The organism is Streptomyces sp. NPDC008125 (assembly GCF_042957125.1).
In the GTDB taxonomy this organism is placed as follows: Bacteria; Actinomycetota; Actinomycetes; order Streptomycetales; family Streptomycetaceae; genus Streptomyces.
Window position 1 is genome coordinate 345,391 of the sequence record NZ_JBIBHR010000007.1, and the last position, 20,905, is coordinate 366,295.

Consider the following 20,905-nt stretch of genomic DNA (forward strand, 5'->3'; position numbering starts at 1 on the left):
TTCGGACACGTTCCGTGCGGAAGGTGTCCACGGTCGCGCACACGGCCGGCTGTGAGCCAGGGCACAAGGGTTCCGGGCTGGCGCGCTCATTACCCGCCAGTTACTCTCATGTGAGCGGGGCACTCCCCCGCAGGCTCCGGTGGCCTGGTGACGCAGCCATCCGGAGTGCACGTCGGTTCGGCGGTCTTCGCGAGACGCGAAAACCGCCGCGTGACGCGACCCGGGACAGGGTCCGTCCCCCTTCTCCGGGCCGGGACGCGTATCGCGCGACCCGGCCCCGCAGGCCTCGTCCACGTCGTACGTACGCCTCGTTCACGTCGTGCGCCTCGACACGCCTTCCGCACGCGCGCGTTCCTCCGCCCCTCGTGCGCGCCGTGCTCCCTCACAGTCGTCACTCACCCTGGAGTCCCGTGATGGACACCCCGTTCACCACCATCGCCGTCGTCGGCCTCGGCACCATGGGCACCGGCATCGCCGAGGTCCTGGCCCGCGCGGGCCGCGAGGTCGTCGGCATCGACATCGACCCGGCGGCGGCCCGCCGTGCGGTTGCCTCGCTGGAGGCCTCCACCGCCCGCGCCGTGCGCCGGGAGCGTCTCACCGAGCGGGAGCGCGGGGATGTCCTCGCCCGTTTCCGCACCTTCTCCGACCTGTCGGCCGCCGCCGACGCCGAACTCGTCATCGAGGTGGTGCCGGAGTCGTACGAGATCAAGCAGCAGGTGATCCGGGAGCTGGACGCGGTCGTCGCGCCGGGCACGATCCTGGCGACCGGTACCAACGCCCTGTCGGTGACCCGGCTGGCCGCCGAGTCGCTGCGGCCGGAGCGCGTGCTCGGACTGCACTTCTTCAACCCGGCTCCGGCGATGAAACTCGTGGAGGTGGTCTCCTCGGTGCTGACCGCCCCGCCCGCCGTGGAGGCGGTGACCGGACTGGCGCGGGAGCTGGGCAAGGAGCCGGTCGCGGTCGGCGACCGCCCGGGGTTCGTGGCGGACGGCCTGCTCTTCGGCTACCTCAACCAGGCCGCCGCCATGTACGAGGCGAAGTACGCCTCCCGCGAGGACATCGACGCCGCGATGCGGCTCGGCTGCGGGCTCCCGATGGGGCCGCTGGCGCTGCTCGACCTGATCGGCATCGACACCGCCCGCACGGTGCTGGAGGCCATGTACGCGGCCTCGCACGACCGGCTGCACGCGCCCGCCCCGGTCCTCGGCCAGCTCAGCGAGGCCGGACTGACCGGCCGCAAAGCGGGCCGCGGGTTCTACTCGTACGCGGCGCCGGGCAGCCAGGACGTGGTCCCGGACGCGCTCACTCCGCACGAGGGCGCGGCCGGCGTCCCCGGGCGCACGGTCACCGCGGTCGGCGTCGCGGGCTCGGGCACGATGGCCTCGGGCATCGCCGAGGTCTTCGCGAAGGCCGGGTACACGGTGGTACTCGCCGCCCGGTCCCAGGAGAAGGCGGACACCGCCAAGGGCCGGATCGCGGGGTCCCTGGAGCGCTCGGTCACCAAGGGGCGGCTGACCGCCGAGGCCCGGGACGAGGCCCTCGCGCGGATCACCCCGGCCGGTTCGCTGGACGCGTTCGCCGAGGTGGATCTCGCCGTGGAGGCGGTCGCCGAGGACCTGCTGGTCAAGCAGCAGCTCTTCGCGACCCTGGACAAGGTCTGCAAGCCGGGCGCGGTGCTCGCGACCACCACCTCCTCGCTGCCGGTCGTGTCCGTCGCGCGGGCCACGTCGCGGCCCCAGGACGTGGTGGGGATGCACTTCTTCAACCCGGCGCCCGCGATGAAGCTGGTCGAGGTGGTCCGCACGGTGCTGACCGCCGACGACGTGCACACCACCGTGCGGGAGGTGTGCGCGAAGGTGCGCAAGCACCCGGTGGACTGCGGCGACCGGGCCGGATTCATCGTCAACGCGCTGCTCTTCCCGTACCTCAACAACGCGATCAAGATGGTCGAGGAGCACTACGCGACGCTGGACGACATCGACGCCGCGATGAAGCTCGGCGGCGGCTATCCGATGGGCCCGTTCGAGCTGCTGGACGTGGTCGGGCTGGACGTCTCCCTCGCCATCGAGAAGGTGCTCCACCAGGAGTTCCGCGATCCGGGGCTGGCCCCGGCGCCGCTGCTGGAGCACCTGGTCGCGGCGGGATGCCTGGGCCGTAAGACCGGGCGCGGCTTCCGCGAGCACACGCGGCGCTGACCCCGCCTCCCGAGGTGGTGTCCGGCCGGCCGTGCACGACCTCGATCGGCCGGACACCACCTCGGGAGCGCTCCCCCGCACCCATGGAGTACGTTCACACCATGTCCCAGCCCGCCAGGTCACCCCGTGCCACCGCCGCCTCCGACGCCCCGGAGAGCACGGCAGTCACCCGTGCCGCCGCGCAACGGCTCAAGATGCGCCGCGAGTTGGCCGCCGCGGCGATGGAGCTCTTCGCGACGAAGGGGTACGAGGGCACCACCGTCGACGAGATCGCGGGCGCCGCGGGCGTGGCCCGGCGGACCTTCTTCCGGCACTTCCGGTCGAAGGAGGAGGCGATCTTCCCGGACCACGACGACACCCTGGTGCGGGCCGAGGCGGTCCTGCACGCGGCCCCCTCCCACGAGCACCCGCTCGACACGGTGTGCCGGGGCATCAAAGAGGTCATGAAGATGTACGCGGCCAAGCCGGCCGTCTCCGTGGCCCGCTACAAGCTCACGCGCGAGGTGCCGGCGCTCCGCGAGGCCGAGATCGCCTCGGTGGCCCGCTACGAGCGGCTGTTCACGCGCTATCTGCTGGGCCACTTCGACGAGCGCGACAGCCACGTCGGCAACGACGACCCGCTGCTGGCCGAGGTCGCCGCGTCGGCCGTGGTGACCGCCCACAACCATGTGCTGCGACGCTGGCTGCGGGCGGACGGCAAGGGCGACGTGGAGAACCAGCTCGACCACGCCTTCGCCATCGTCCGGGAGACCTTCGGCACCGGCACGGGGATCGGCGCGGACCGGATCGTCGGCACCGAGCCGGCGAAGTCCGCGGCGCCGCCCGCCGCTTCGGTGACCGCGGACGGCGAGGTGCTGGTCGCGGTGGCGCGGACGGACGCCCCGCTGGACGAGGTCATGCGGACGATCCAGCAGGCGCTGAAGGAACGCTGAGTCGCGGGCCGGGCCCGCGACCTGCTCGCCGCCCGCCGTAGCTCAGGGGAGCGGCCACCCGGCGCAGCTCAGGGGAGCGGCCACCCGGCGCAGCTCAGGGGAGCGGCCACCCGGCGCAGCTCAGGGGAGCGGCCACCCGGCGCAGCTCAGGGGAGCAGCCATCCGGCAGCCCTGCCCTCAGGCGGGCTCGGGCAGTCCGGGCCCGCCGACCACCGCCGGCGACTCCCACGGCGGCGGCAGCGCCCCCTCGCTCCAGCCCGCCAGCGCGTCCGCGTCGACGCAGACGATGCCGCAGGCGGCCGCGTACTCGATGGCGGGCGCGGTGAACTCACCGGTGGTCACCACGATCGCCGCGTCGGCCCCGTGGACCGCGTAGCAGGTGCCGCCGAACCGCTGGAGATCCTGCGAGCCGACCTTGTTGGCGGGGCCGTAGCGCTTGCACTGGACGACGAGGCGACGGCCGTCCGGCGCGGTGGCGAGCACGTCGGCGCCGAGGTCCCCGGCGCCGCCCACCCGTTCGACGTCCCGGCAGCCGTCGCGCCGGCAGAGGTCCGCCACGGCCTCCTCGAAGGCGTACGGGTCGAGGGCGGCGAAGTCCACCGCAGCCGGCTCGTACGCGGGCTCGGGGACAGGCACGAACACCGGCTCGGCCCGCTCCGCCACGGCCACCGCCTCGTCGATCTCCGCCAGCGCGGTGTCCACCAGCTCCTCCGCCGCCTCGGTCACGGCAGCCGCGAGCCGGGCGGCGCGCCTGCGCCGACGGCGTCGGCGCAGCAGGGCGACCGCGCCCGCGAGGACGAGCAGGGCGAGCACGCCCCGGGCGACGGGATGGCCGCCGACGCTCTGCCAGGCGCCGCGGAGCAGCATCCCGCCGACCCCGAGCAGGAGCGCGGCGAGGGCGAACCCCACCGCCGTACGCCGGAGGCTGAAGTCCCCGCGGCAGCGCATCCGTGTGCGCCCGCGTATCGCTGTCGGCATCCCGTCCGCCACCCCTCGTCCCGTTCCTGTGCCCTGCGTCCTGCGCGTCGCGTGTCCCGCCGGCGCAAGATCATCTCCTTCCGGCGTCTGCCCGGGACGGAGTGATCGACGCGGGCGCGGCCGAAATTCGCTGGTCGGGGCCGTCGCCGTGTGATCGGGTACGCCGATGACTACGCCTGAACGACTTCTTGCCCTGTTCGATCACGAGATGCGGGAGAACGCCCGTCCCGACGGCCCCGGCGCGCGGGTGGAGCGGGACGGTCCGGTGGTCCGCCAGAGCGGCGGCGACGACTCCTGGAGCGCTGTCGTGTGGTCCTCGCCGACGCTCGACGAGGACGGCGCCGACGCGGCCGTCGCGGCGCAGGTCGCGTACTGCCTGGCACGCGGTGTCACCTCCTTCGAGTGGAAGCTCTACGACTACGACCGGCCCGCCAGTCTGGGCGACCGGCTGCGGGCGGCGGGGTTCGTCCCCGAGCCGCCCGAGACGCTGATGGTGGCGGCGGTGGCGGACCTGCCGGCCGACGCCGGGCCGCCCGCCGGGGTCGAGCTGCGCGAGGTCCACGACGAGGCGGGGGTGCGGCTGATGGCCGAAGCGCACGAGGCGGCGTTCGGCACGGACTCCTCGTGGCTGCGCGACCGGCTGCTGGCCCGGCTGGCGGCGGCGCCGGAGGAGTTCTTCGGGCTGGTGGCCGTGGCGGACGGGGTGCCGGTGAGTTCGGCGCGACTGGAGCTGTACCCGGGGACCTCCTTCGCGGGGCTCTGGGGCGGGGGGACGCACCCGGCGTGGCGGGGGCGCGGCATCTACCGGGCCCTGGTGGCGCACCGGGTCCGTACGGCCGCCGCGCGCGGGGTCGGGTACCTCCAGGTCGACGCGTCCGCGGACTCGGCGCCGATCCTGGCGCGGCTGGGCTTCACGGCGCTCGCCACCACGACGCCGTACGTGTACCGCATCGCGCCGTAGCCCTTCTCCTGCGGGACAGACCCCACCAGAACACCCATCGTGTTGCTCATGCGTGCCGACCGGATGACAGCTGAGAGAAATTTCTGGCACTCGGTGCCTTGTCAGCTGTCACGCAGTGCCATACGTTGAAGGCGTCCGGGCGGCCGGCGTACCGGATCTCACGTACGCCGGCTGTCCCCGAGGGCCGACCGTGCCCGCGCGCCCGGACGCCTGCGTCACAGGCACCCTTCCGCTCCACCGAGCACCGAGCACCACCCGCCGAACCGACGGCACACCTCCAGACCGCACCGTTTCCCTGTCCGCAGGGACCACCGAAGCGTTCCTCACCAGCGTTCCCCTGGCTCTCGGCCCGTTCGAGCAGGGGAGACACCATCCGCCGGAGGCATCACCGTGAAGGACATCCTGGACGCGATCCAGTCGCAGGCAAGCACCGCAGCCGACTTCGCGGCGCTGCCCCTCCCCGAGTCGTACCGCGCGGTGACCGTGCACAAGGACGAAGCGGGAATCTTCGAGGGGCGGGCCACCCGCGACAAGGATCCGCGCGAATCACTCCACCTCGACGAGGTCCCGGTGCCCGAACTCGGCCCAGGAGAAGCCCTGGTCGCCGTCATGGCCAGCTCGGTGAACTACAACTCCGTCTGGACCTCGATCTTCGAGCCGGTCTCCACCTTCGGCTTTTTGGAGCGGTACGGCCGGCTCAGCGAGCTGACCAAGCGCCACGACCTGCCGTACCACGTCATCGGCTCCGACCTGGCGGGCGTCGTGCTGCGCACCGGGCCCGGCGTGAACGCCTGGCACCCGGGCGACGAGGTCGTCGCGCACTGCCTCTCCGTCGAACTGGAGTCGTCCGACGGCCACAACGACACGATGCTCGACCCCGAGCAGCGCATCTGGGGCTTCGAGACCAACTTCGGCGGGCTCGCCGAGATCGCCCTCGTGAAGTCCAACCAGCTGATGCCCAAACCCGCCCACCTCAGCTGGGAGGAGGCGGCGGCCCCCGGCCTCGTCAACTCGACCGCGTACCGCCAGCTCGTCTCGCGCAACGGCGCGGGCATGAAGCAGGGCGACAACGTCCTGATCTGGGGCGCCAGCGGCGGTCTCGGTTCGTACGCCACCCAGTTCGCGCTGGCCGGCGGCGCCAACCCGATCTGCGTGGTCTCCAACGACCAGAAGGCGGAGATCTGCCGCCGGATGGGCGCCGGGGCGATCATCGACCGCAGCGCCGAGGGGTACAGGTTCTGGAAGGACGAGAGCCACCAGGACCCCCGTGAGTGGAAGCGGTTCGGCAAGCGGATCCGCGAGCTGACCGGCGGCGAGGACGTCGACATCGTCTTCGAGCACCCCGGCCGCGAGACCTTCGGCGCCTCCGTCTACGTGACCCGCAAGGGCGGCACCATCGTCACCTGTGCCTCCACCTCCGGGTACACCCACGAGTACGACAACCGTTACCTGTGGATGTCGCTCAAGAAGATCGTCGGCTCGCACTTCGCCAACTACCGCGAGGCGTGGGAGGCGAACCGGCTGGTGGCGAAGGGGAAGATCCACCCGACGCTCTCCCGCGTGTACTCGCTGGAGGAGACCGGCCAGGCCGCCCACGACGTCCACCGCAACGTCCACCAGGGCAAGGTCGGCGTCCTCGCGCTGGCCCCGCGCGAGGGCCTGGGCGTGCGTGACGAGGAACTGCGCGCGAAGCACATCGACGCCATCAACCTGTTCCGCGACACCCCCGCGGAACAGGCCGCCACCCCTTCCCGCGAGAACGTCTGAGGTCTCCCGATGACCGAACGTCACAAGGACCGTCCCTGGCTCATGCGGACGTACGCGGGCCATTCGACGGCCGAGGCGTCCAACGAGCTCTACCGGCGCAACCTCGCCAAGGGCCAGACCGGTCTCTCCGTCGCCTTCGACCTGCCCACCCAGACGGGTTACGACCCCGACCACGTCCTCGCCCGCGGCGAGGTCGGGCGGGTCGGGGTGCCGGTCTCCCATCTCGGCGACATGCGCCGGCTGTTCCAGGACATCCCGCTGGAGCAGATGAACACCTCGATGACGATCAACGCCACCGCGATGTGGCTGCTGGCGCTCTACCAGGTCGTCGCCGAGGAGCAGGGCGCCGACCCGGGCAGGCTCCAGGGCACCACGCAGAACGACATCGTCAAGGAGTACCTCTCGCGCGGGACGCACGTCTTCCCGCCGGGGCCCTCCCTGCGGCTGACCACCGACATGATCACGTACACGGTCGACCGCGTCCCCAAGTGGAACCCGATCAACATCTGCAGCTATCACCTCCAGGAGGCCGGGGCCACGCCCGTCCAGGAGATCGCGTACGCCATGTCCACGGCCGTCGCGGTGCTGGACGCGGTGCGCGACTCGGGGCAGGTGCCCGAGGAGAAGTTCGGCGCGGTGGTCGGGCGCATCTCCTTCTTCGTGAACGCGGGCGTCCGCTTCGTCGAGGAGATGTGCAAGATGCGCGCCTTCGGCCGGATCTGGGACCGGATCACCCGCGAGCGGTACGGCGTCACCGACCCCAAGCAGCGGCGGTTCCGCTACGGCGTCCAGGTCAACTCCCTCGGCCTCACCGAGGCGCAGCCGGAGAACAACGTCCAGCGCATCGTGCTGGAGATGCTGGCCGTCACCCTCTCCAAGGACGCCCGCGCCCGCGCGGTGCAGCTCCCCGCGTGGAACGAGGCGCTGGGGCTGCCGCGCCCCTGGGACCAGCAGTGGTCGCTCCGCATCCAGCAGGTCCTCGCGCACGAGAGCGATCTGCTGGAGTACGAGGACATCTTCGACGGCTCGCGGGTGATCGGGGCGAAGGTCGACTCCCTGGTGGAGCAGGCGCTCGACGAGATCGACCGGATCGAGCAGATGGGCGGCGCGATGGCGGCCGTCGAGTCCGGCTATCTCAAGTCCGAGCTGGTCGCCTCGCACGCCGCGCGGCGGGCCCGGATCGAGAGCGGCGAGGAGAAGGTCATCGGCGTCAACGTCCACGAGGCGACCGAGCCCAGCCCGCTCACCGCCGACCTGGACGGCGCCATCATGACGGTGGACCCGGAGAACGAGGCCCGGGTGGTGGCCGCCCTGCACGCCTGGCGGGACGGACGCGACGAGGCGCGCGCCTCCGAGTCGCTGGCGGCGCTGAAGAAGGCCGCCGCCGGTACGGAGAACCTGATGGCGGCGACCGTCGAATGCGCCCGTGCCGGGGTGACCACCGGGGAGTGGTCCTGGGCGCTGCGGGACGTGTTCGGCGAGTTCCGGGCCCCGACCGGGGTCTCCTCGGCGCCGGTGGCGGTGACCGCCGAGCCGGGAACCCCGCTGGCGGCGGTCCGCACGAAGGTGGCCCGTACCGCCGAGGACCTCGGCTGCGGGCGGCTGCGGCTGCTGGTCGGCAAGCCCGGTCTCGACGGGCACTCCAACGGCGCCGAGCAGATCGCCGTACGCGCGCGCGACGCCGGCTTCGAGGTGGTCTACCAGGGCATCAGGCTGACGCCCGAACAGATCGTCTCCGCCGCGCTGGCCGAGGACGTGCACTGCGTGGGCCTGTCGATCCTCTCCGGCTCGCACGCCGAGCTCGTCCCCGACGTGCTCCACCGGCTGCGCGAGGCCGGCGCGGACGACGTCCCGGTGATCGCCGGCGGGATCATCCCGCCCGCCGACGCCGACGCTCTCGTCCGGGCCGGGGTCGCCGCCGTCTTCACCCCGAAGGACTTCGGTATCACGGAGATCATCGGCCGTATCGTCGACGAGATCCGCAAGGCCAACAAGCTCGATCCTCTGGAGGTCCCCGCATGACCACGCCCACGCCCGTGAACCGGCTGCGTCCCCGCCGCTCGTGTCTGGCCGTGCCCGGTTCCAACCCGCGCTTCCTGGAGAAGGCCCAGGGCCTCCCGGCCGATCAGGTCTTCCTGGACCTGGAGGACGCCTGCGCGCCGCTCGCCAAGGAAGGGGCGCGGCACACCATCGTCGACGCGCTCAACCAGGGCGACTGGACCGGCAAGACTAGGGTGGTGCGGGTCAACGACTGGACCACGCACTGGACGTACCGGGACGTCATCACGGTCGTCGAGGGCGCCGGGCCGAACCTCGACTGCATCATGCTGCCGAAGGTCCAGGACGCCGAGCAGGTCGTCGCGCTGGATCTGCTGCTCACCCAGATCGAGAAGACGATGGGCTTCGAGGTCGGCCGGATCGGCATCGAGGCGCAGATCGAGAACGCCAAGGGCCTGGTCAACATCGACACCATCGCGGCGGCCTCGCCCCGGTTGGAGACACTGATCTTCGGCCCGGCCGACTTCATGGCGTCCATCAACATGAAGACCCTGGTCGTCGGGCAGCAGCCGCCCGGCTACGGCGCCGACGCGTACCACTACATCCTGATGCGCATCCTGATGGCGGCCCGTACGCACGACCTCCAGGCGATCGACGGACCGTTTCTGCAGATCCGTGACGTGGAGGCCTACCGAGAGGTGGCCGGCCGCGCCGCGGCGCTGGGCTTCGACGGCAAGTGGGTGCTGCACCCGGGCCAGGTCGACGCGGCCAACGAGGTCTTCTCGCCGTCGCAGGAGGACTACGACCACGCCGAGCTGATCCTCGACGCCTACGACTGGTGCACCTCGGAGGAGGGCGGCAAGAAGGGTTCGGCGATGCTCGGCGACGAGATGATCGACGAGGCCAGCCGCAAGATGGCGCTGGTCATCGCCGGCAAGGGCCGGGCGGCAGGGATGCGGCGCACCTCGAAGTTCGAAGCCCCGGAGGCCTGACCATGCAGTTCGGACGCACCTTCGAGGAGTTCGAGGTCGGCGCGGTCTACAAGCACTGGCCGGGAAAGACGGTCACCGAGTACGACGACCACCTCTTCTGCCTGCTGACCATGAACCACCACCCGCTGCACCTGGACAGCAACTACGCAGAGAACACGACGGACTTCGGCAAGAACGTGGTGGTCGGGAACTACGTCTACTCTCTGCTGCTCGGCATGTCGGTGCCGGACGTCTCGGGCAAGGCCATCGCCAACCTGGAGGTGGAGTCGCTGCGGCACATCGCGCCCACCTTCCACGGCGACACGATCTACGGCGAGACCACGGTGCTCGACAAGACCCCGTCGAAGTCGAAGAGCGACCGGGGCATCGTGTACGTCGAGACCCGGGGCTTCAAGCAGGACGGGACCGTCGTCTGCGTCTTCCGGCGCAAGGTGATGGTTCCCACGCAGGAGTACATCGAGGCGCGCGGTGGCGAACAGCCCGGCCGCCCGTCCCCCGTCAACTAGAGCGAAGTCACAGGAGAAGCCGTCATGAGCCGACTCGCCCGGACCGCCGGTCTGACCGACGTCCAAGAGGAAATCCTCTCCACCGTGAGGGACTTCGTCGACAAGGAGATCATCCCGGTCGCGACCGCGCTGGAGCACCGCGACGAATACCCGACGGAGATCGTCGAAGGACTCAAGGAACTGGGCCTGTTCGGGCTGATGATCCCGGAGGAGTACGGCGGGCTGGGCGAGTCGCTGCTCACGTACGCGCTCTGCGTGGAGGAGATCGCGCGCGGCTGGATGAGTGTGTCGGGGATCATCAACACGCACTTCATCGTGGCGTACATGCTCAAGCAGCACGGCACGCGGGAGCAGAGGGACACCTTCCTGCCGCGCATGGCGCTGGGCGAGGTGCGGGGGGCCTTCTCGATGTCGGAGCCGGCTCTGGGCTCGGACGTGTCCGCGATCACGTCCAAGGGCGTGCGCGAGGGCGACGAGTACGTCCTGAACGGCCAGAAGATGTGGCTCACCAACGGGGGGACGTCGACCCTGGTGGCGGTCCTGTGCCGGAGTGACGAAGGACACCCCGAAGGGACGCCGCCGCACAAGTCGATGACGACCTTCCTGGTGGAGAAGGAGGCCGGCTTCGGGGAGGTCAGGCCCGGCCTCACCATCCCCGGGAAGATCGACAAGATGGGTTACAAGGGGGTCGACACCACGGAACTCATCATGGACGGACTACGCATTCCGGCCAATCGGGTCCTCGGTGGCACGACCGGCCGAGGGTTTTACCAAATGATGGACGGAGTCGAGGTGGGACGGGTGAACGTAGCGGCGCGTGGCTGCGGCGTCGCTCAACGTGCATTCGAATTGGGCGTTTCGTACGCTCAGCAGCGTCAAACTTTCGGAAAGCCGATCGCCCAGCACCAGGCCATCCAGTTCAAATTGGCCGAAATGGCCACCAAGGTCGAAGCGGCGCATGCGATGATGGTAAACGCGGCCCGCAAAAAGGACTCCGGGGAACGTAACGACCTGGAGGCAGGGATGGCGAAGTACCTCGCCTCCGAATACTGCAAGGAAGTCGTCGAGGACGCCTTCCGCATCCACGGCGGCTACGGCTTCTCCAAGGAGTACGAGATCGAGCGCCTCTACCGCGAGGCACCGATGCTGCTGATCGGTGAGGGTACCGCCGAGATCCAGAAAATGATCATTGGCCGCCGACTCCTGGAGGAGTACCGCCTGCAGGGTTGATCGTCCCTTTCGGGGCGGTTTGGCCGCGAAGAAGATCACATCCAGTGACCCTGGGGCGGGGTCTCGGAGCCGTCCGACTCGGCTGCTGGCTTGCCCAGTTGTGGCCACCAACCGATAGCATCGACGGAAAGCCGCCGTCCCCCGTTGCCAGCGCGGCATCATCCGCTACGAAGGTCATTCATGCCCGACAGCCTTACCTCCGCACACCGCGGCGGGGTCCGCATCGCTCGCGGAGCATCGCCGTGGCTCCTCCCGACCGTCGCCACCGCGGCTCTCAGCCTGACCCGGGCGCGCAAGTCCGGCCGCTGGGCCGCCGTGGCCGTGCCCACCACCGCGCTCGCGGCGGGCATGCTGTGGTTCTTCCGCGACCCCGAGCGCGAGATCGCTCAGGGCCGGGTCATCTCCCCGGCCGACGGTGTGGTGCAGAGCATCATGCCGTGGAAGGACGGGCGCACCCGCGTTGCGATCTTCATGAGCCCGCTCAACGTCCACGTCAACCGCGCTCCGCTGGCCGGTACCGTGACGTCGGTCGAGCACGTCCCGGGCGGGTTCGTCCCGGCGTTCAACAAGGAGAGCGAGAACAACGAGCGCGTCGTCTGGCACTTCGACACCGAGCTCGGCGACATCGAGATGATCCAGATCGCCGGCGCGGTGGCGCGTCGCATCGTGCCCTACATCCCCCAGGGCACGAAGGTCGAGCAGGGCGAGCGCATCGGTCTGATCCGTTTCGGTTCGCGCGTCGACATCTACCTGCCGGAAGGCGTCGAGGTCGCGGTCGAGGTCGGCCAGGCCACCACCGCGGGGGTGACTCGAATTGACCGTGGTTGATCCGGACACCCAGGCCGACTGGGTGCCCGAGGCCGCCGACGAGGGTGACGGAGACGGCACCCAGGACATGCCCCTCTCACTGCGGCTGTCGATAGCGGACACCCTCACGCTCGGCAACGCCACCTGCGGGTTCATGGCGGTGTACTTCACCACCACGGGCATTCTGATTCCGCATCTCACGGGCAGTGACGAGTCGGGTATGGCGCGTCACTCCGCGGCCACCGCGGTGATCCTGATGCTGATGGCGGCCGTCTTCGACCTCTTCGACGGTCTGGTGGCCCGCAAGCTGCGGTCGTCGCCGATGGGCGCGGAACTGGACAACCTCTCCGACCTCATCAGCTTCGGTCTCGCGCCGGCGTACTTCGTCCTGGTCTACGGGATGGTCGCGGACGACGCGCACCAGCGGGTCTCGGCGCTCGCGGCGATCGTGGTGTTGCTGGCGGTGGTGCTGCGGCTTGCGCGGTTCTCCTGCGTGACCTTGAAGGACGGCATGTTCCAGGGCATGCCGAGCCCCTTCGGAGCGCTCACGGTCGTCTCGATCGTGCTCCTGGAGCTGCCCTTCGTGCCGACCCTCCTCGCGATCGTCGGGGTGGCGTGGCTGATGGTCAGCCGGGTCGAGTACCCGAAACCGCGGGGCGTGCTCGCGGTGGCGATGCTCGGCTGGATCGTGGCCGCGATGGGGCTCCTCGTCGCCTGGGCGTTCGACGCTCCGGGCGGTCAGCTGCTCCTCCAGACCGGCTGCGCGCTCCAGGTCGTGCTGGGCGCGGTGATCCCGCTCTTCGCGACCGCGCGGCGCGTGAACACCTTCCGCGGCAACCGGCGGGAGGCGCGCGCGGCGCAGCTGCCGTAGCCGTCGCCGCGCACGGAACGCCGAGAGGCCCGGATGCCCTGAGCATCCGGGCCTCTCGCACGTCCGGGCACGCTTCTGCCCCCGCTCCGGGGCGGTGCTGTCGGCTCGGCGGGCTCAGCGGCTCGGGACGGCGGCTTCCACGGCCTTCTTGATACGGAGTCCGAAGGCGGGGGCGTCCTTGCGCGCCGCCCTGGCCGCGAAGCCGACCAGGAGCTTGCCGATGCCGTGGCCTTCGAGGACGTTGTGGATCCGGACCCGGGTCCCGCCGTTCCCGGTGGCCTCCAGGTCGTACCCGCCCTCCGCCGCGGCGACGACGTTCTTCGACTTCTCCTGCCAGCGGACCCGGGTCGGAGCCACCAGTTCCGTGATGGCGAACTCCCGCTGGGTGGTCATTCCGGCGTCCTTGACCGTCGAGCGGAACGTGGTGCCGACGACCGTGGGGCCGGCCGGTGTCTTCTCGATCTTCTGCACCCGCGGGCTGAAGTCCCGGTCGTTCCCGCCGTCGGCGAGATAGGCGAAGACGTCGTCGATCGGACGGTCGATCTCGACGACCGCCTCGAATTGCGTGGCCATGGGTTCCTCCTCGGGGAATGCGCCCAGTCTTCGGCGCTCGCTCCCCCGGCGCACCCGGAACACCCGCCTCCGGGTGCCCCGGGGTCAGCCGAGCGCCTCGTGGCGGAAGCACCAGCGCCACTCCTCGCCCGGCTCGTGGGAGCGCATGACGGGGTGCCCGGAGGTCTCGTAGTGGGCGGTCGCGTGCCGCAGCGGCGAGCTGTCGCAGCAGGCCACCCGGCCGCACGTCAGACAGAGCCGCAGGTGCACCCAGTCGTCCCGGCCGACGGCCAGGCAGTCGGCGCAGGCGTCGGCGGGAGGGGCGGGGGCCGGGTCGGTGCCGGCGCGGTCCAGATCGTCGCAGAGAGCCATGTGGCGAGCGTACGACCGGGTCCGCCGGGCGGCAGGCCGGCGATGTGTGTGTGGGCGCGCCCGTGGGCGGGGCGGCTTCCGTCGGCGACCATGGACCACCGCCGTCGGATCCAGGACTTCCTGGTCCGAGTACGTCGGGCTGCCGGTCGCCGGACGCAGGCGGCGCGTGAGTGGTGCCGCCGGTCGCAGCACCTGTGACGGGCCGGACGGCCGGCGGGCGTCCGGCCGCTCGGGGCGGGCACCGTCCGAGGTGGGCCTGCCACCGGCCCCCGTCGACGCGTCCTGCCGGACTGCCGCACATGCTGGTTCTCTTATGAACATGGTCAATCAACCCCCTGCCGCCGACGCGATACGCGCGTCCGCGCCGACGTCGTCCGCGGCGACGCCGTCCGTGACGGCTCCCCTCCACCGCGGTATGACCCGCGGCCTCACCCTGCTGTTCGCGGTCTCCGCCGGTGCCGCGGTCGGCAACCTGTACTGGGCGCAGCCCCTGCTCGACACGATCGGGCGTTCCCTGCACATCGGCTCCGGCTCGGCCGGGCTGCTGGTCACCCTCACGCAGATCGGCTACGCCCTCGGGGCGTTCCTGGTGGTGCCGCTCGGTGACCGGCTCGACCGTCGCCGTCTCATCCCCGGGATCATGCTCGCGTCGGCCGTCGCGCTGGCGGGCTGCGCGGCGGCGCCGGGCTTCGTGGTGCTGCTGGTGACGCTCGCTCTGGTGGGGCTGACCACGGTGGCCGGTCAACTGCTGGTGCCGCTGGCGGGCGACCTGGCGGGCGACGACCAGCGCGGCCGGGTGGTCGGCACGGTCGTCTCCGGAATCCTCTCCGGGATCCTCGTGTCGCGGACGGTCAGCGGGCTGGTGGCCGACGCGTTCGGCTGGCGCGCGATCTACGTGGTGGCGGCGGTGCTGACGGTCGTACTCGCCGCCGTACTGGCGCGGGTCCTGCCGGCGGTCCCGCCCAAGGCGTCCATGGGCTACCCGGCGCTCCTGAAGTCGGTGCTCGGCGCGGTGGGCCGGCACCGGTCGGTGCGGATCACCCTCGTCCTGGGTGCCCTCTGCATGATGGTGTTCACCATGTTCTGGACCTCACTGACCTTCCTCCTCAGCGCCGCCCCGTTCGGCTACTCGGTGACCCGGATCGGGCTGGTCGGTCTGGTGGGTCTCGCGGGTGCGCTCGCCGCCCAGCGGGCCGGCCGGCTGCACGACCGGGGGTGGTCGGTACGCGGTACGGGTGCGGCTCTGCTGCTGGCGCTGGCCGCGATCGTGCTGGCCGGGTTCGGCGGCCGTTCGATCGTCGTCGTGCTGATCGCGGTCCTGCTGCTGGACATCGGCATCCAGGCGAGCAACGTCCTCGGCCAGACCCGGCTGATGGGTGTGGAGCCGCAGAGCCGCAGCAGGCTGAACACCGCCTTCGTCACCTGCAACTTCCTCGGCGGCACCATCGGCTCAGCGCTGGCGTCCGTGCTCTGGCAGAGCGGAGGGTGGGCCGGGGTGATGACCGGCGCGGGTGTTCTCCTCGCCGTCGCGCTGACCGTGTGGGCCTGCGCCCGGCGGACGCTGTCGGCGGTCTGAGCCGGGCGGGAAGCGTGGGCCCCAGCCGCGTACGTACGGCGCCGGCGGACCCGACGGTTCGGGTCCGCCGGCGCCGTAGGCACAGCGGTGGCTCCGTGCGGCGTACGGCTACTTCACGGTGTACGACTCGGCCGCCGGGGAGACCGCCGCCGGGCGGACCACCTTGAGGCCGCCCGGGACCTTCGCGTCGGGCTTCATGATGACGCTCTGCCGGGAGGAGGGCGCCTTCGGGTCGGTGAAGTCGTGGGACACTCCGAACTCGCCGCCGAAGCCCTTGATGGTGAGCAGCGCCTTGTCGACTCCCTCGCGGGTGAGGTCCTTGGCGTCGCACGCCTTCTTCAGCGCCTCGCCGTAAACGGAGGCGGCGATCCACCCGGCGACGACGCCGTTGTCGAGGCCACCCTTCGGGTACTCGGCCGCGTACTCCTCGGCCAGCTTCGACGGTCCGGCGCCCGGGTCTCCGATGGGCAGGGCGGGGGCGGCGACGTAGTAGTCGGCCAGCAGCGCGGGGCCGGCCGGGGTCGCGAGCAGCTGCGGGGCGAAGGCGGAGTTGTTGCCGACGACCGGGACCTTGAACCCCGTCGCCGCGGCGACTCCGACGAGCGAGGCTGCCTGACGGGGGCCCGCGCTGACGATGATCGCCTTGACCCCGGCCTGCTTGAGCGCGGAGACCTGCGCGGTCATGTCGTTGTCGGTGGGCTTGATCTTCTGCTCGACGACCGTGAGGCCGGCCTGCTCGGCCGCGTACTTCGCCCCGGCGAGGGCGTTCTCGCCGTAGTCGCCCTCGAAGTACACCTGGCCGATCTTGTCGCCCTTGGCGATGCGCTTCTCGGTGAGCAGGTAGTCGATCAGGTTGATCGTCTCGATGTCGTACGTGGCGCCGATGACGCGGACGTACGGGGAGCCGAGGAGGTTGGCCGACCATGCCTGCGGCAGCACCACCCCGTGGTCCTGGCCGTCGATGCGCTGCTCGACGGCGGCGACGAACGGGGAGCCGATGAACTGGGTGAAGCCGAGTACCTCGGGTTCGAGTTCGGTGTAGGCGGCGATGGCCTTCTGCGGGTCGTAGCCGTGGTCGCGGACGGTGAGCTCGATCTTCCGGTCGCAGATGCCGCCGGCGGCGTTGGTCTGCTTCACCCAGAGCTGCTGGGCCTGGGTGATGCTCGTGCCGAGCGAGGCGTACACCCCGGTCATGTCGGTCAGCGAGCCGAGGGTGATGGCCGAGTCGGTGACGCCCTGGCCGGTTTTGATGCCGCCCTTGTCCGTCTCCGTGTCCTTCCCTTCGGTGGCTTTTCCGCTGCACCCCGCGAGGGTAAGGGCGAGAGCCGCGACGACGGCTCCGAGAACACGCTTTCTCATTTCTTCTCCCCTGACTTCTTCAAACGCGTAAGGCCACCGGGCATGAACAGGACCACCGCGACGACCGCGGCGCCGTAGAGGTAGCGGGACGCCTCACCGGGTGCGATTCCGCCCGTGCCGGGGGCGGAGACCAGCGGGAGGGACTCGCTGTAGTGGGTGAGCACCTGCGGGAGCAGGGAGACGAAGGCGGCGCCGACCACGGCCCCGGCGACGGTGCCGAGACCGCCGATGACGATCATGGCGAGGTATTCGAGCGAGAGGGCCATGCCGAAGTACTCGGGGACGGTCCGCTGGAAGACCAGGGCGAGCAGGACGCCCGCGAGGCCCGCGTACATGGACGAGAGGACGAACACCCCGGCGCGGTACCGGGCCACCGGAACACCCATCACCCCGGCGGCGATCCGGTGGTCCCGGATGGCGTTGAGCGCCCGGCCCGGCCTGCCGCGCAGCACGCCGCGGGCGAACACCCCGCTGACCACGAGAGCGGCGAGGGCCACGTACCAGAGCTTCTCGGAGGACCCGAACGGCACTGCGGCCACGACGAGTTCGGAATCGTCGAAGGTAAGCCCGAAGACCGACAGCGGGGGGACGGCACGGCCGTTGAAGCCGCCGGTGAGCGGGCCCGCGTTGAACAGCACGTGCTGGCCGATGAAGATGAGCGCCAGGGTGGCGATGCCGAGGTAGGCGCCGCGCAGCCGCGCCGCGATCGGGCTGAAGATCCCGCCTGCCAGCCCGGCCAGCGCCACGGCGAGGACCGCGGCGAGCCAGGTCGGCAGGCCGAGTCCGGTGAGCCGGTGGCCGTTCTCGCTGCTCGGCTCGCCCGCGAGGACGCAGTAGCCGTACGCGCCGACGGCCAGGAAGAAGCCGTGTCCCATGGAGAGTTGTCCGGTCGCTCCGGTCAGCAGGTTGATCCCGATGGCGCCGATCGCGGCGGCCATGGCGAACAGTCCGGCCTGGAGCCAGAAGCGGTCCAGGTAGAACGGCAGCACCAGCATCAGGACCGAGCCGGCGAGCCAAAGGTACGGGCGCGGGCCGCGGAGGCGTTCGCCGTGCGTACGGGCCGGGGGGACCCGGGGGTCCGGGGCGGACGCCCTGGTGGGCGGGGTGGGTGCCCGGTCGGGCACGGTGTCGGGCGTGGTCTCAGACACGGGCCGGCTCCTTCGTGCCGAAGAGTCCGGCGGGCCTGATCAGCAGCACGATCAGCATCACCAGGTAGGGCGCGAGGTCGCCGATTCCCCGTCCGAGGAACGAGAGATCGCTCTGGTAGCCCGTGGCGAAGGACTCGGTGACGCCGACGAGGAGTCCGCCGGCGAGGGCCCCGGTGGTCGAGTCGAGGCCGCCGAGGATCGCCGCGGGGAACGCCTTGAGCGCGGCGAGCGAGGTGGCCCGTTCGAGTCCGGGGGTGGGGAACACGGTGAGGAAGAGGGCGGCGACGGCGGCGAGCGCCCCGGCCACCGCCCAGGCGGAGAGCGAGACCCGGCCCAGCCGGATGCCCATCAGGGCGGCGGTCTGCGGATTCTCGGCGGCGGCGCGCATCGAGACGCCCCAGGAGGTGAAGCGGAAGGCGAGCAGGAACACGGTGATGAGCAGCGCGGCGGCGACGAAGGCGGCGATCCTCGTCTGGGCGAGGGTCACCCCGCCGACGGTGACGACGCCGCTCCCCCAGGGGTCGCCCAGCGGCAGCACGTCGGTGCCCATGCGCCGGGTGAGTTCGGTGGTGAGGAGGATGTCGACGCCGATGGTGACGATGGCCAGCACGCTGTGGTCGCCGCCCCGGTAGCGGCGCATGACGAGGAACTCGACGGCGGCGCCGACGACCGCCGCGCCCGCGATACCGGCTGCGAGCGCGGGCCAGAAGCCGATGTCGTCGTGGAGCACCGCGGTCACGTATCCGCCGGCGAGCAGCAGCGAGGCGTGGGCGAAGTTGACGACCTCGGTGGCCTTGAAGATGACGACGAAACCGAGGGCGATGAGGGCGTAGACCGAGCCGATGGAGAGGCCGCCCAGAAGGAGTTCGACGAAGGTGGTCATTCCTGCTCTTCTCCCAGGTAGGCGCGGACGACCGCGGGGTCGTTCTGGACCTCGGCGGGGGTGCCGTCGGCGATCCTGCGTCCGAAGTCGAGGACGGTCACGGCGTCCGCGAGCCGCATCACCACGCCCATGTCGTGTTCGACGAGTACGACGGAGATGCCGAGGCTGTCGCGGACTCCGGCCACCACGGCCGCGGTCCGGCGGCGTTCGTCGGCGGTCATGCCGGCGACGGGTTCGTCCAGGAGCAGTACCTCGGGCTCCATGCAGAGCGCCCGGCCGAGTTCGACCAGCTTCTGCGCTCCGTACGGCAGGGCGCCGGCGGGCCGGTCCAGCTCGGCTTCGAGGCCGATGAACGCGGCGATCTCGTGGACCCGTTCGAGGTGGCGCCGCTCCTCCCGGGCGGCGGACGGCAGCCGGAGCCCGGCCGCGACGAATCCGGAGCGCATCAGCCGGTGCCGTCCGAGCAGCAGGCTCTCGGCGACGGTGGCGCGCGGCGGGAGCGCGAGGTTCTGGAAGGTGCGCGCCACGCCGAGGGCGGCGATCCGGTGGGCCGGCAGCCCGGTGAGTTCGGTGGTGCCGAGGTGCACGGTGCCGGAGGTGGCCCGGTAGACGCCGGAGAGCACGTTGAACGTGGTTGATTTTCCAGCGCCGTTGGGTCCGATGACGGCGTGCACGCTGCCGGGTTCGACGGTGAAGGAGACCGCGTCGAGGGCCGTGAGCCCGGCGAACCTGACGGTCACGTCGCGGACGGTGAGCGGGGCGGGCGGGGTGGTGCCCGGTGGTGCGGCGGCGGGGGTGGATGCGGTGGTCACGCCGACCACCTGCGCAGGGTGCGGTTGGCACCGGCCGCCGCGTCCGCGTCCTCGGCCGCCGTCTCGTCGACGACGCCGAGGTAGCGGCGGCGCACCTCGTCGGAGGCGGCGAGTTCGGCGGCCGGTCCGCCGAGGGCGACCTCACCGACGTCGAGGACGTACGCGGTGGAGGCGAGGCGCAGGGCGATGGCCGCGTTCTGTTCGACGAGCAGCACGGAGGTGCCGCCCGCGTTGATCTCCTGGACGGTCTCGGCGATCTTCGCCGCCATCAGGGGGGCGAGGCCGAGAGACGGCTCGTCGAGCAGCAGCAGGCGGGGACGGGCCATCAGCGCGCGTCCCATCGCCAGCATCTGCTGTTCGCCGCCGGACAGCAGTCCGGCCCGCTGGTGCGCGCGCTGGGCGAGCACCGGGAACAGTTCGTGGACGCGGGCGAGGTTGCCCGCCGCCTCCTTGCGTCCTCCGCGGGCTCCGAGGGCGCCGGCGCGCAGATTGTCGGCCACCGTCATCCGGGCGAACACCTGCCGTCCTTCGGGTACGTGGACCACTCCGGCGGCGACCACCTGTGCGGGCCGCAGCCCCTCCAGGGGGCGGCCGTCGAAGTGGACGGTGCCGGTGCCGCTTCCGCGGTGGAAGCCGAGGGTCCGCGAGACGGCCCGCAGCAGCGTGGTCTTCCCTGCGCCGTTGCCGCCGAGCACGGCGGTGATCGTGCCGGCCGGCACGTCGACCGAGACGTCCCGCAGGGCCCGTACCGGGCCGTAGCCCACGGACAGCGAGCGGATCTCCAGCGTTGCCATGCGTCCTCCTCCTTCCGCCTGCTCGTCGTGGTGTCACCGGGCCGTCCTGCGGCCCGGTTCTTTCCGGGTCCGGCCGGGTCCGTCGTGACCGGGGCCGCGCGTGGATCCGTGGTGGATCGGTGCGCCGCGCGTCCGGCAGGCGTGGCGGGCAGCCCCTGGGTTCCACAGACCA

19 protein-coding genes are annotated in these 20,905 nt (G+C 71.2%); 11 read left to right on the forward strand and 8 right to left on the reverse strand.

What is annotated here, in order from left to right:
• Positions 1–413: 413 nt before the first annotated feature.
• On the forward strand, positions 414–2,195 hold the full coding sequence (locus ACFZAX_RS15135; protein WP_390961868.1) for a 3-hydroxybutyryl-CoA dehydrogenase: 1,782 nt from the start codon (positions 414–416) through the stop codon (positions 2,193–2,195).
• A 101-nt stretch (positions 2,196–2,296) separates the two neighbouring features.
• Complete coding sequence (locus tag ACFZAX_RS15140) at positions 2,297–3,127, forward strand: TetR family transcriptional regulator (RefSeq protein ID WP_390961869.1); 831 nt, start codon at positions 2,297–2,299, stop codon at positions 3,125–3,127.
• Positions 3,128–3,304: 177 nt separating this feature from the next.
• Here the strand turns inward: ACFZAX_RS15140 and ACFZAX_RS15145 are convergent, their stop codons facing one another.
• A complete protein-coding gene (locus tag ACFZAX_RS15145; protein WP_390961871.1) occupies positions 3,305–4,105 on the reverse strand; it encodes a restriction endonuclease in 801 nt (266 codons plus the stop codon).
• 166 nt (positions 4,106–4,271) lie between these two features.
• Between ACFZAX_RS15145 and ACFZAX_RS15150 the strand changes: the two genes are divergently transcribed.
• The 8 genes from ACFZAX_RS15150 (at position 4,272) to pssA (ending at position 13,237) form a co-directional block, all read left to right on the forward strand.
• Complete coding sequence (locus ACFZAX_RS15150) at positions 4,272–5,066, forward strand: GNAT family N-acetyltransferase (protein WP_390961873.1); 795 nt, start codon at positions 4,272–4,274, stop codon at positions 5,064–5,066.
• Between the two features lie 390 nt (positions 5,067–5,456).
• A complete protein-coding gene (ccrA, locus tag ACFZAX_RS15155) occupies positions 5,457–6,833 on the forward strand; it encodes a crotonyl-CoA carboxylase/reductase (protein ID WP_390961874.1) in 1,377 nt (458 codons plus the stop codon).
• A 9-nt stretch (positions 6,834–6,842) separates the two neighbouring features.
• Entirely contained in the window at positions 6,843–8,855 is a 2,013-nt protein-coding gene (locus tag ACFZAX_RS15160; protein WP_390961875.1) for a methylmalonyl-CoA mutase family protein, read from the forward strand.
• Positions 8,852–9,823 (forward strand): aldolase/citrate lyase family protein, encoded by a 972-nt coding sequence (locus tag ACFZAX_RS15165; RefSeq protein WP_390961876.1) that lies wholly within the window; start codon positions 8,852–8,854, stop codon positions 9,821–9,823. The genes ACFZAX_RS15160 and ACFZAX_RS15165 overlap by 4 nt, the downstream gene beginning before the upstream one ends.
• Positions 9,824–9,825: 2 nt before the next feature.
• Positions 9,826–10,329, forward strand: a complete 504-nt coding sequence (locus ACFZAX_RS15170) for a MaoC/PaaZ C-terminal domain-containing protein (RefSeq protein ID WP_390961878.1) — start codon at positions 9,826–9,828, stop codon at positions 10,327–10,329.
• A 24-nt stretch (positions 10,330–10,353) separates the two neighbouring features.
• Positions 10,354–11,559 (forward strand): acyl-CoA dehydrogenase family protein, encoded by a 1,206-nt coding sequence (locus ACFZAX_RS15175; RefSeq protein WP_390961879.1) that lies wholly within the window; start codon positions 10,354–10,356, stop codon positions 11,557–11,559.
• A 180-nt stretch (positions 11,560–11,739) separates the two neighbouring features.
• Positions 11,740–12,387 carry a phosphatidylserine decarboxylase gene (locus ACFZAX_RS15180; protein WP_327179000.1) on the forward strand — a complete coding sequence of 216 codons (648 nt, stop codon included), beginning with the start codon at positions 11,740–11,742 and terminating at the stop codon, positions 12,385–12,387.
• Positions 12,374–13,237 (forward strand): CDP-diacylglycerol--serine O-phosphatidyltransferase, encoded by an 864-nt coding sequence (gene pssA / locus ACFZAX_RS15185; RefSeq protein WP_390961881.1) that lies wholly within the window; start codon positions 12,374–12,376, stop codon positions 13,235–13,237. The genes ACFZAX_RS15180 and pssA overlap by 14 nt, the downstream gene beginning before the upstream one ends.
• A gap of 114 nt (positions 13,238–13,351) precedes the next feature.
• Here pssA and ACFZAX_RS15190 read toward each other — a convergent pair whose 3' ends face one another.
• Complete coding sequence (locus ACFZAX_RS15190) at positions 13,352–13,810, reverse strand: SRPBCC family protein (RefSeq protein ID WP_390961882.1); 459 nt, start codon at positions 13,808–13,810, stop codon at positions 13,352–13,354.
• Positions 13,811–13,894: 84 nt separating this feature from the next.
• The gene (locus ACFZAX_RS15195) at positions 13,895–14,161 is read right to left on the reverse strand and encodes a UBP-type zinc finger domain-containing protein (RefSeq protein ID WP_390961883.1); all 267 of its coding nucleotides are present in this window, start codon (positions 14,159–14,161) and stop codon (positions 13,895–13,897) included.
• A gap of 319 nt (positions 14,162–14,480) precedes the next feature.
• Here ACFZAX_RS15195 and ACFZAX_RS15200 point away from each other — a divergent pair, with 319 nt between their 5' ends.
• On the forward strand, positions 14,481–15,737 hold the full coding sequence (locus tag ACFZAX_RS15200) for an MFS transporter (RefSeq protein WP_390961884.1): 1,257 nt from the start codon (positions 14,481–14,483) through the stop codon (positions 15,735–15,737).
• A 108-nt stretch (positions 15,738–15,845) separates the two neighbouring features.
• Here the strand turns inward: ACFZAX_RS15200 and ACFZAX_RS15205 are convergent, their stop codons facing one another.
• From ACFZAX_RS15205 to ACFZAX_RS15225, 5 genes are read right to left on the reverse strand one after another with little or no spacing between them, the layout of a single operon-like run.
• Positions 15,846–17,096 (reverse strand): ABC transporter substrate-binding protein, encoded by a 1,251-nt coding sequence (locus tag ACFZAX_RS15205; RefSeq protein ID WP_390961885.1) that lies wholly within the window; start codon positions 17,094–17,096, stop codon positions 15,846–15,848.
• On the reverse strand, positions 17,093–18,244 hold the full coding sequence (locus ACFZAX_RS15210) for a branched-chain amino acid ABC transporter permease (RefSeq protein ID WP_390961887.1): 1,152 nt from the start codon (positions 18,242–18,244) through the stop codon (positions 17,093–17,095). Before ACFZAX_RS15210 ends, ACFZAX_RS15205 begins: the two co-directional genes overlap by 4 nt.
• Entirely contained in the window at positions 18,237–19,127 is an 891-nt protein-coding gene (locus tag ACFZAX_RS15215) for a branched-chain amino acid ABC transporter permease (protein WP_390961889.1), read from the reverse strand. The genes ACFZAX_RS15210 and ACFZAX_RS15215 overlap by 8 nt, the downstream gene beginning before the upstream one ends.
• Positions 19,124–19,939, reverse strand: a complete 816-nt coding sequence (locus tag ACFZAX_RS15220; protein ID WP_390961890.1) for an ATP-binding cassette domain-containing protein — start codon at positions 19,937–19,939, stop codon at positions 19,124–19,126. The genes ACFZAX_RS15215 and ACFZAX_RS15220 overlap by 4 nt, the downstream gene beginning before the upstream one ends.
• Positions 19,936–20,733 carry an ATP-binding cassette domain-containing protein gene (locus ACFZAX_RS15225; protein ID WP_390961891.1) on the reverse strand — a complete coding sequence of 266 codons (798 nt, stop codon included), beginning with the start codon at positions 20,731–20,733 and terminating at the stop codon, positions 19,936–19,938. Before ACFZAX_RS15225 ends, ACFZAX_RS15220 begins: the two co-directional genes overlap by 4 nt.
• Positions 20,734–20,905 lie beyond the last annotated feature (172 nt).